At 58.2% G+C, this 8,953-nt stretch carries 7 protein-coding genes and 1 pseudogene; 5 read left to right on the top strand and 3 right to left on the bottom strand.

Annotation, left to right across the window (positions count from 1 at the left end; all coding sequences use genetic code 11):
- Positions 1-93 precede the first annotated feature (93 nt).
- From AUC71_RS03985 to AUC71_RS03970, 4 genes are read left to right on the top strand one after another with little or no spacing between them, the layout of a single operon-like run.
- Positions 94-786: a hypothetical protein gene (locus AUC71_RS03985; protein WP_069623223.1), complete on the top strand. Its 693-nt coding sequence runs from the start codon at positions 94-96 to the stop codon at positions 784-786.
- Between the two features lie 29 nt (positions 787-815).
- Positions 816-2,078 carry a hypothetical protein gene (locus AUC71_RS03980; RefSeq protein ID WP_069623222.1) on the top strand — a complete coding sequence of 421 codons (1,263 nt, stop codon included), beginning with the start codon at positions 816-818 and terminating at the stop codon, positions 2,076-2,078.
- Between the two features lie 25 nt (positions 2,079-2,103).
- The gene (locus AUC71_RS03975; RefSeq protein ID WP_193427011.1) at positions 2,104-4,134 is read left to right on the top strand and encodes a type I secretion system permease/ATPase; all 2,031 of its coding nucleotides are present in this window, start codon (positions 2,104-2,106) and stop codon (positions 4,132-4,134) included.
- Between the two features lie 10 nt (positions 4,135-4,144).
- A complete protein-coding gene (locus tag AUC71_RS03970; protein WP_069623221.1) occupies positions 4,145-5,485 on the top strand; it encodes an HlyD family type I secretion periplasmic adaptor subunit in 1,341 nt (446 codons plus the stop codon).
- 18 nt (positions 5,486-5,503) lie between these two features.
- On the opposite strand, the gene AUC71_RS03965 is transcribed toward AUC71_RS03970, so the two are convergent.
- The 3 genes and pseudogenes from AUC71_RS03965 to AUC71_RS22535 all read right to left on the bottom strand — a co-directional run.
- Positions 5,504-5,905, bottom strand: coding sequence for a tetratricopeptide repeat protein (locus AUC71_RS03965; RefSeq protein WP_069623220.1), 402 nt, complete (start codon positions 5,903-5,905; stop codon positions 5,504-5,506).
- Complete coding sequence (locus AUC71_RS22540; RefSeq protein WP_425283351.1) at positions 5,839-6,075, bottom strand: hypothetical protein; 237 nt, start codon at positions 6,073-6,075, stop codon at positions 5,839-5,841. Before AUC71_RS22540 ends, AUC71_RS03965 begins: the two co-directional genes overlap by 67 nt.
- A 68-nt stretch (positions 6,076-6,143) precedes the next feature.
- A pseudogene (locus AUC71_RS22535) lies at positions 6,144-6,791 on the bottom strand (GNAT family N-acetyltransferase); the annotation flags it as partial.
- A gap of 585 nt (positions 6,792-7,376) precedes the next feature.
- Between AUC71_RS22535 and AUC71_RS22530 the strand changes: the two are divergent.
- The gene (locus AUC71_RS22530) at positions 7,377-7,670 is read left to right on the top strand and encodes a toll/interleukin-1 receptor domain-containing protein (RefSeq protein WP_069623218.1); all 294 of its coding nucleotides are present in this window, start codon (positions 7,377-7,379) and stop codon (positions 7,668-7,670) included.
- Positions 7,671-8,953: the final 1,283 nt, after the last annotated feature.

Genomic DNA, 8,953 nt, shown 5'->3' with positions numbered 1-8,953 from the left:
GGCTTCTCTCGAATAGGAATGAAGCCAGCGGGGATACTCGGATAAAGCGCCAGAAATAAACCGGACCAAGAGAAGTCTGGGGAGGAGGCATGTATGGCTACCGGTGTCACCGAGATCATCCGTCTATTCGCCGGACACTTCCACCTGAACAATGAGGTGGCGCGGATGCGCCAGAGCTATGACGAGTTCATGGCACAGCGCGACCGCGAAGACTTCGACCCAGGCGGGCATCACGCGACACACAAATCGCCCGATCTCGACGAATTCGATACGGCGTCCCGATATGTCGATTCGGAGTCTATAGCGCCAAACTTGATCGACTATGGTCCGGCGTCGGCAGAGCCCTTCCATACAAAAGCGCGTCCGCCGGACATCAATGCCATCCTCGACGAAAGGCCCCACGATTTTACGTCGCCGGGCGCTCCTTTCCTGCTCGCCGCGCCAGATCTCCTGCAGCTCGTAGCGGACGAACCGGCAATCCATGTTTCCTATGACGGCGGCGGGGATCAGTACCTGATCCAGGTCCACCAGCTCAACGTGATGTCGGACAACGACATCACGGTTTCTGAGGGGTGGTCCGTGGACGCCCTCCAGTCATTGCAAATACACGATATCGCCGAAACCCTCGTGGAGTTCCACGACGAGGCCAATGCAGAGCTTCCTCCGGAGTTCGCCAGTATCTCTTTCGATACGGCCTCCCTCATAACGTTCGCCGGCGAATACGCCGCCACCTGGGAAGCCACGGGCCTAACCACTAGAAGCGACGTCGCGCCGGGCGCTATGTAAACGGCGAGCTTCAACCCGAAGACGCCGAGTTGCCGGTATTCCCAGCCGCACTGGATCCAGAAGAGGAGCCGGAAGATTCGCATTCCACGGACGTTCCCGCGCAGATCGTTACGGCCGGTTCCAACCTCGCGGCGAATGTCGCGGGCATCTTCGATATCAATCACGCACTTGGCACACTTGTCGTCGTCGGCGATTACTTTAGGACCGACGCCATCGTTCAGCTCAATCTCTATGTCGATGACGACAACATTAAATACGCTGGCGATGGCATTTTCCAAATCGAGGGCGGCGGCAACGAGGCCTTTAACATTGCGACCTTCCTCGACACGGACCCAGGAGTCCCGAGCTTTGCCGGGAGCAACGTATTCCCCGGGATCGACTGGCATGTCGACGTGCTTGACGGCGACTTGTATGACGTCAGCGTCGTAACACAGCAGAACTGGCTATACGACAGCGACATCTCAGTTCAAGACTCTTACCTGACCAACTATCAGCTCCTGATGGGGGCCAACGAGCAAGGCAACTTCGCCGAGATAATAACCATCGGCGGCGATTATGACCTGGTCGTCGTGCTCGGCGACTACCACGAGATCAACTTCATTTATCAGAAGAATGTCCTGCTCGATCCGGACACACTCAAGGTGCTCGGCTACGACGAATCCTTCCCGGAAGGCGAAAGCCTTACGGATCCCTCGATAACAAGCGGCAAAAACTGGCTTCAGAATGAGGCTTTGATCGAACAATGGGGAACGCAGTCCTATCAGGAGCTGACACCGGCGTGGGAGGCCTTGATTGCCCAACTCAACAACGGCGACACCGAACTGGATATTCTGGCCGGGCTCGGCATTCCGAACTTCGATGATCCTGCGTTCAACATCCTGTTGATTACGGGTGATGTTTACGACGTCAACGCCATCAAGCAGGAGAACGTCGTTGCCGACGCTGATGTCGTCATCCAGACGCTGCCGGCCGCTGCAGCTGACGCCGATCCGACGATGCAGGTGGCCTCCACTGGCGAGAACGCGCTCGGGAATTTCGCCACGATTCTTAACACCGGCCCGGCGGCCGACTACTACATCGGCGGAGAGCTTTACGAGGATGAGATGCTCATCCAGACCGAGCTGGTCGCCTCCGATGACGACAGCATAAAAGAGTCGAACCCGGACGCTCTGGCCAACGAACTCGTCGCCTTTACATCGCCCCCCGACGAAGAGGGTCACGATGAGGACGGCGTGGCGGGCCCCGTTTACGATTCGGGGCATTCGGACGTTCTCGGCAATGTCCTCACCTAGAGAGCCAAGAGGGACATACGTGGCCATGGCCAATAAGAGCCGAAATTCGCCTCGCAAGGGGGACAAGAACGGTTTTGACGCGGGCGGCGCGTCACCGGTCGACTCTGCGTCGTCCGACGACGAGACGGAGACCGTGAAAGAGGCCGGCGCCGGTAACGGCAAGGGCAACGGTGCGCTCGGCAATATCTTCGACGGCATCAAGTCTCGGGCACGCGTCAATGGTGCCAATGGCGCCAATGGCCACGGCGCAAATGGTGCGAACGGAACCGCACCGATCGGCGGACGCGTTTCCAGCATGGACTTCAGAGGCGTCCTGACGAAGGGCCTGGCCAGCTGTCGGCGCAACCTCGCGACCGTCGCCGTGTTTTCCTTCGTGGTCAACCTGCTTGTACTGGCTATTCCGGTCTATCTGTTCAACATCTCCGATCGCGTTCTCACCAGCCAAAGCATGGACACGCTCGTCATGTTGACGATCGTCGTCGTCGGCGCGATCGGCGCGCACGTCCTCTTGGACTTGGCGCGGCGCACGATCCTCATGCGCGTGGCAGTCGATCTGGAAAGTCATCTAGGCGCGCCGGTCTTGAGCGCGGCTGCCCGGTCCTCCCAAAACGGTTCCAGCCGGGAGTTTCAGATCCTCTCGGAACTCCAGCACTTGCGTAGCTTCATAACCGGACCGGTGCTCCTCACTATGCTCGATATGCCGGTTGTCCCGATCTATCTCATCGTTGTCTTTTTGGTTCATCCCCATCTCGGCTTCATCGTTCTGGGGACCGGCATCGTGCTGCTGATACTGGCCCTCCTGAACCAGAAGTTCACGGCGGTGCACTTCGGTCGCGCCAACGCATTCGGAACGCGGGCCAACTTGCAGGCGGACGCCATGGCGCGGAATGCGCAAGTGATGAACGCCATGGGCATGGTCCCGGAGGGCGTGTCGATCTGGGGCGGCGAGACGGCGGAGTCGCTGAAGTCTCAAGTGTCGGCGCAGGATCGCAATATCTGGTTGACCGCCCTGTCGAAGTTTGTGCGCCTCTGCACGCAAATCGCCATTCTGGGCTGGGGCGCCTACCTGGCCACACAAGGACATTTGACGGGCGGCATGATCATTGCCGCATCGATCGTCGGCAGCCGTGCCCTATCGCCAATCGAAGGCACGATCGAAGGTTGGCGCAATTTCGTGCAGGCGCGCTCCGCCTTTGCAAGAGTGAAGAAACTGCTGCAGTCCTCGCCGCTGAACTTCGACAGGTTGCGCCTGCCGCGTCCCAAGGGCCATCTCATCGTCGATCGCATACTTTACGTGCCGCAGCCCGCGAAGAAGGTCATTCTGAACGGTGTCTCGTTCGAGCTGCAGCCGGGCGAGTCGCTCGGAATTGTCGGCGCGTCCGGAACTGGAAAGTCGACCCTAGGAAAGATGCTCGTCGGATCGATCTTTCCCACGGCCGGCAACGTCCGCCTTGACATGATGGATCTGCGCAACTGGGATCCACGACAACTCGGTGAGAATGTCGGCTATTTACCCCAAGACGTTCAACTCTTCCCCGCGTCCATAAAAGAGAACATCGCCAGAATGCGCAAAGACGCAAGCGACGAATCCATCTTTGACGCCGCAGAAATCGCCGATGTACACGGCATGGTGTCGGAGTTCGCTCAAGGTTACGAGACCCAGGTGTCGATGGACGGCACTCCACTCTCGGGCGGACAGAAGCAGCGTATCGGGCTCGCGCGTGCGTTCTTCGGCGATCCGCAGCTTGTCGTATTGGACGAGCCAAACTCCAACCTTGATCCGCCGGGCGAGCGTGCCCTTGCCCGCGCCCTGGGGATGGCAAAAGATAAACAGATTACGGTGATTGCAATTACCCAACGGCCGTCACTGCTGAGGAGCGTGGACAAGATCATGATTCTCACGAAGGGAACGGTCCAAGCGCTCGGCGAGCGTAACGATATCATTCCGCTCCTCACGGCGCGCAAAGAGCTTGCGGCGCAAAAAGCGGAAACCAACGGCGGCGAAGCCAATTATCAAGCCGAGGAACTGGACGATCTGAACCGCGACGACGAGTAGGAGTGCTGAGATGACCCAGCTACCGGCGCCCCAGGAATGGCATGCGGGCATTCCCCGCTCGACGCGGACCGCGACGATATTTGGCTTTTTTGTTATGGCCGCGTTCCTGCTTGGCTTTGGGTCGTGGGCCTCTACCGCGCCCATCGCCGGCGCAATCATCGCCGGTGGGTCTTTCGTCGCAACGGGCGAGAACAAGATCATTCAGCATCTGGAAGGGGGCGTCATCAAAGAGATCCGCGTTCGCGAAGGCGATGTCGTCGAGAAGGGAGACGTTCTCATTGATCTCGACGAGAGAGAGCCGCGGACGGAGCTGCGACGTTTGGAATTGCGCAAGGCGCGCGCCGTGGCCCAGGAAGCGCGCCTGATTGCGGAAATGAACGAAAAAGACGATGTGATTGTCCCGCAGGAACTCGTCGCTCAAAACTCCAATCCGGACATCGCGGAAATACTTGAACGCGAGCGCCAAGCGCTCGCGGCGCGGCGCAATGCCGTCAAGACCGAGATCGCGACGCTGATGGAGGGCGTTGACGCTTTGAATCAGCGGGTGGAAGGCGGAAAGGTTCAGCTCACGGCGGTTCGACAGCAGTTGGCTTATGTCGAGGAAGAACTCGAGGGGAAGAAGAGCCTTCTCAAGAAGGGACTGATCCGCAAGCCGGAGGTTCTGTCTCTAGAGCGCGCGAAGGCGAACCTCTCGGGTGAAATCGGCAGGCTCAATGGAGAGATCGGCGACGCACGTGAAAGAATCGCGCGCATTATGGAGCAGGTGGCCGGCGTCGAAACAATACCGTCAAAGGCGGCGGTAGAGGAAATGCATAAAGTCTCCGCTGAACTCAAAGACGTGCGCGAACTCATAAACGCGGCGAAGGCGGTCGTCGAGCGGGTCAGCATCACCGCTCCGGTTAATGGCATTGTTGTGAAGCTTCAATACCACACGCCAGGCGGCGTCATCGAGCCCGGCAAACCGATCATGGAGATTCTTCCGATTCAGGCAGAGTTGCTAATCGAAGCGCAAGTCAAGCTCGGGGACATCGACGTCGTCAAGCGCGGCCAGCACGCCATGATTCGGCTCTCCGCTCTCAATCGGCGCATAACGCCGATGATCCCTGGCGAGGTCGTGTATGTCTCGGCGGACTCGCTCGTGTCAGGAAAGCAGGAGACGCAGCAGACTCCCAGCGATGTCTATATCGCACGCATCAAGCTTGATCTGATCGAGGTGTCGAAACTCCCGGACTTCGCACCAACGCCCGGAATGCCGGTCGAGGTTTACATCAAGACAGCCGACCGGACCTTCCTCGAGTATCTGTTCAAGCCCATCGAAGACAGCATGTCTCGAGCGTTCCGTGAATTGTGAGCAGCAAGGCTTCTCTGTCTAATGAACGAGAGCGCTCGGTCGGTTCTGCAAGGTCGATGCGGTCCGAAACGCAGAGCCGGCCTCTCCCGTTTTGCCGAGAGCCAGAAGAACTTGTGCGAGCCTCACGTAAGCCTCCGCATCCGAAGGCTTGAGCTTTAGGAGCTGACGGTAGGTCTTTGCCGCGTCCGCAAAGCGGCTCTGCGCCTCGAAGGAAAGTCCAAGCCGTAGCCAGGCGTTGCGGGCCTCCGGCTTGATCGCGACCAGTTTTCGAAACATTTGCGTTGCACCGCGATAGTCTACCTTGCGCATCAAGAGCTGACCGCAGCCATACAGCGCAGCGGGAGATCGAGGGGTCACATCAAGGACCTGACGATAGCCTCGTTCGGCATCGACGAGCTTATTCGCCTTATGGAGCTGCATCGTTTTGTGAAGGACACGCAAGACACATCGAGGATCGAGCCTGCCGCCGAGATTCTGATGCCCGGGCGTGTGATGACGAGGTTGTGGAGCAAAACCTCTTCCACGCCGAACATGTATTTGTATTCCTCATTGCCGCGCAGAAAATCGTAGATAGCGATGCCGTTTTCGATAGCATGCCGCAGGCTGAAGGCATGGAGGCTACGCCTGACGGGACCGGACTGCGAACCGTTTCATCGCGCCCAGCCATGAAGAACAGAAACGCCTTCTTCTGGTGGTCGACCAGGGTGGCAAGCGCACCGAGTGGCTTGTCCCCTTGCCACATGACGGGGAGGAATAGAGCGCCGCACTCGAAGCAAGCCCTAAGCATGCTTTGGTTCGCTCGCACGAGTCCGTGCATGCGATCTCCTTTGCGCTGCGCCCACTTGATGCGCCAGAAATTCATGAGGATATCGAGGTCACGCTCGATCGTGTCCGCTTTAGCGATCGTGATGCGGTACTCCTGGCCATCATCGACCTTCCGCAGAAAGCGCCGCATTTTTTGTCGAGTGTTGGAGCCGAGCCCTGTGAGATACGCGTCCCAGGAATCCGGCAGGCTAGTGTAGGGACAAACGAGATTGTTGACGTTGTCCGGCTTGTTGACCGCGGGAATCTCGATCCGGCGAAAATTCTTCGCCGGCAGACTTCGCAAGAGGCGTTCAAGCCTATTGGAGGAGGAGCGGAAAAACTCCAAGGTCAGCGCGGCCCAATTCGCTCGACGGAGAAAGCGGCTGAAGGCAGGAACCGCTTCGCCTTCGCATTCGGGACGCGTGATGAGGCCGGAGTAGTCCGACAACCCCCGGCCGGCCAGCGAAATCTCGTTGTAAAAGCCCCCTCCCGCTTTGCGCATTCTTGTGCGCAACCTCAGCGGAAAGAACGCCACATAGTCGGAAGACCCATCGGGCGCGGCGGCGAGAATGAACCATTGAGACCTGTCACCGTCCAGCCAGTGTGAGATCCAGGTCCAGGACAAGAAGAATTGCGCCTCGGGATCGCTCGCATAGACGGCCTCCCAATTTTCCCTGATATCAAGCAACGCTTGATGCGTATCGATGACGTCAACGCGCATAAAGGGTACGCTTTGTAGCATATATCAACTATATCTATCGTACTCTGAAGCTCCTTCTCTGTATAGACGGTTTTGACGTTTAAAAATGAGGCGCCCCCATTGCCTCTCCCTTGAGCGCCACGCGCTATTTCCGGTATCTGACGAATTTATACTTGTGAACAGTCTTCTCTGGGAGCGCTCCGGATGGTATGATTTCCTTGGTGCGCGAGGGACTCTTTGATTTGGAGGGGGACCCGCCCCAGAGCTACTGCCAGTCGAAAGGAACTCGCGCACCACTTGGCGTGACGGCACCGAGCACTTGAGGAGGCCGAGGTGTTGGGGTGGTCTATCTCTGCGGGGCTAACCGCGTGTCATGAGCCGCGTGGGATGAGATATGACGGCTTCATTGCGTGCAGCGAGAGCGATGGACCTTGGGCCGAACGGCTCACCCAACGTCTCGAACGCTACTACGGGCTTCGCCCGTTGATGCAAAGGCAGCACTTCGTCCGAACTCTCGACGAGACTAGAGACTTCGCTCTGTCCGAAGCGACGACGAGCGCGTTGGAGGCTTCGCGATCTCTCATCGTTATTTGCTCTCCCGCGGCGGCAAAAAGCCATCGCGTGAATGAAGAGATCCGGGCTTCAAGTCTCGCCATCCGAACCGGCCGGTCTTTCCTTTGATTATCGATGGTAAGCCCGGCGATGAAGATGGCGAGTGCTTCCCACCGTTGCTCAGATTCGAGCTGGATGCCGACGGCCGCATTACGAAAGGACCTAACGACGTCGAATCGACCGATGCCCGTCAGGGAGCGTACGATCATGATCGTGCGGCTGCGAGGATTGCATCCGATCTGCTGGGTTTCTCCTCGGACCAAAGGACCGAGAGGCTGCCGCGCCGAACCATGCCCATATTGAATCGCCGCCTTGGGCCCTTGATGAACCTCTGCATCGTTTTCGGCTTGGCAACCATCGTCATTTGGAATGGCCTGACGACCAACGAAGCGTTTCTCGATCGAACTCTGCACCTCGTCAATTCCAGCCTAAGTGAGACGGCGCGGAAGGCAATCGCCTACGGCACGCCGCAAAGCACCGTCGTCAGGGTCCTCGAGCATGGTGAGTCATTGCTCTCCGACGTCATGAAGCGTGGCCCTCTGACGGCAGAGGCTGAGTACCGACGGGCGACCGTACTGCTTCAGTTCGCCCGCGCTTATATGGAGCTTGGAGACACTGAAAGGGCGCTGGCGCGCGCCGATGATGCGAGGCACCTCTTGCTGATGTTGCGCAGCAGGAGCCGAACGACGCCGACTTCAAGCGCCGTCTGGGAGTCGCGGAAGAGGATCTGGGGAAGATCCGAGCAGAGCGGGAGGTCCCGGCTGACGTCCGCTAGGCTCGGCCGTCACTCTCTAAGGTGCGGAACGAGACTGGGAGAAGATAACTCTCCCAGGTCGCCCCCATTTGGGTACGCAAAGTATAAATCTAGACTTCATCGATGAAAAATAAAAGGAAGCCCCGTACGGGGGCGACGGGGCTTCCTCAATTCCCATGGGTCGTGATGGGAGGGAAACCATCACAGAGCACATTATACCACTTTTACTTTAAATTAGAAGAGATTTTCCAGTAATCAGCCCGGCACCCTGCGAGAGCTACAAGTACCGTCTTCGCGACCCAGGCTTCAGTCTTGAGGCCACTGCTCCGCCAGCGCCGCTAGCTTGTCCGGCAGACACTTTGGAGCACATTCGGAAGACAATGAGAATTGGTTGCGGGGGCCCGAAGCCATGGTCAAATCTGGGACCCGCAGGGTTGTCGGCCGTGGTTTAGAGCGGACATTCCCCTCGCAATAACGAACTGACGGTGGGCGGCAACAATCTGTCGAGCACGGAGGGCGGGGTGGTTTTGCCGTGGGACATATCCATTCCGACATTTTCTAATTTTCCTTTCCCTTCAATGGGGAACGAAAAAGGAAA

It is taken from the genome of Methyloceanibacter marginalis (assembly GCF_001723295.1).
Lineage (GTDB): Bacteria > Pseudomonadota > Alphaproteobacteria > Rhizobiales > Methyloligellaceae > Methyloceanibacter > Methyloceanibacter marginalis.
Note: the sequence above shows the minus strand (reverse complement) of the source record. Positions and strands in the feature narration are given on the sequence as shown.

Bases quoted from the DNA above. Each gene is read 5' to 3' on its own strand.
- AUC71_RS03985 (WP_069623223.1), top strand. From the start codon at position 94: ATGGCTACCGGTGTCACCGAGATCATCCGTCTATTCGCCGGACACTTC.
- AUC71_RS03975 (WP_193427011.1), top strand. From the start codon at position 2,104: ATGGCCAATAAGAGCCGAAATTCGCCTCGCAAGGGGGACAAGAACGGT.
- AUC71_RS03970 (WP_069623221.1), top strand. From the start codon at position 4,145: ATGACCCAGCTACCGGCGCCCCAGGAATGGCATGCGGGCATTCCCCGC.
- AUC71_RS03965 (WP_069623220.1), bottom strand. From the start codon at position 5,905: ATGCAGCTCCATAAGGCGAATAAGCTCGTCGATGCCGAACGAGGCTAT.
- AUC71_RS22530 (WP_069623218.1), top strand. From the start codon at position 7,377: ATGAGATATGACGGCTTCATTGCGTGCAGCGAGAGCGATGGACCTTGG.